The sequence below is a fragment of the Pelomonas sp. CA6 genome, from assembly GCF_022549225.1.
Lineage (GTDB): Bacteria > Pseudomonadota > Gammaproteobacteria > Burkholderiales > Burkholderiaceae_C > Roseateles.
This window is the reverse complement of record NZ_JAKZFD010000082.1, coordinates 1-254: the sequence shown is the minus strand read 5'-3', so window position 1 is coordinate 254 and position 254 is coordinate 1. Positions and strand designations below refer to the sequence as shown.

The window sequence follows — 254 nt, the reverse complement described above, 5'->3', positions numbered from 1 at the left end:
ACGGCCATCATCAGCGCATCGGCCACGAGCTGGCTGGTCATGCTTGACTGCATGGACCACCCCACAATGCGTCGCGAGAACAGGTCCAACACCACAGCCACGTAAAGCCAGCCCTCGGCCGTCCAAATGTAGGTGAAGTCGGCCACCCACTTCTGGTTGGGCGCGTCGGCCTGGAACTGACGGTCCAGCACGTTGGCGGCAATGGCGCTGCGCTCGCCATGGTCCTGGGGTAGGCCACGCCGGCGCGGGCGGGC

The 254-nt window shown here is 66.1% G+C and carries 1 protein-coding gene; it reads right to left on the bottom strand.

The window, feature by feature from the left end; genetic code table 11:
* The coding region (locus tag LZ017_RS21995) for a DDE-type integrase/transposase/recombinase (protein WP_241399060.1) at window positions 1-254 on the bottom strand (254 nt) is incomplete at both ends.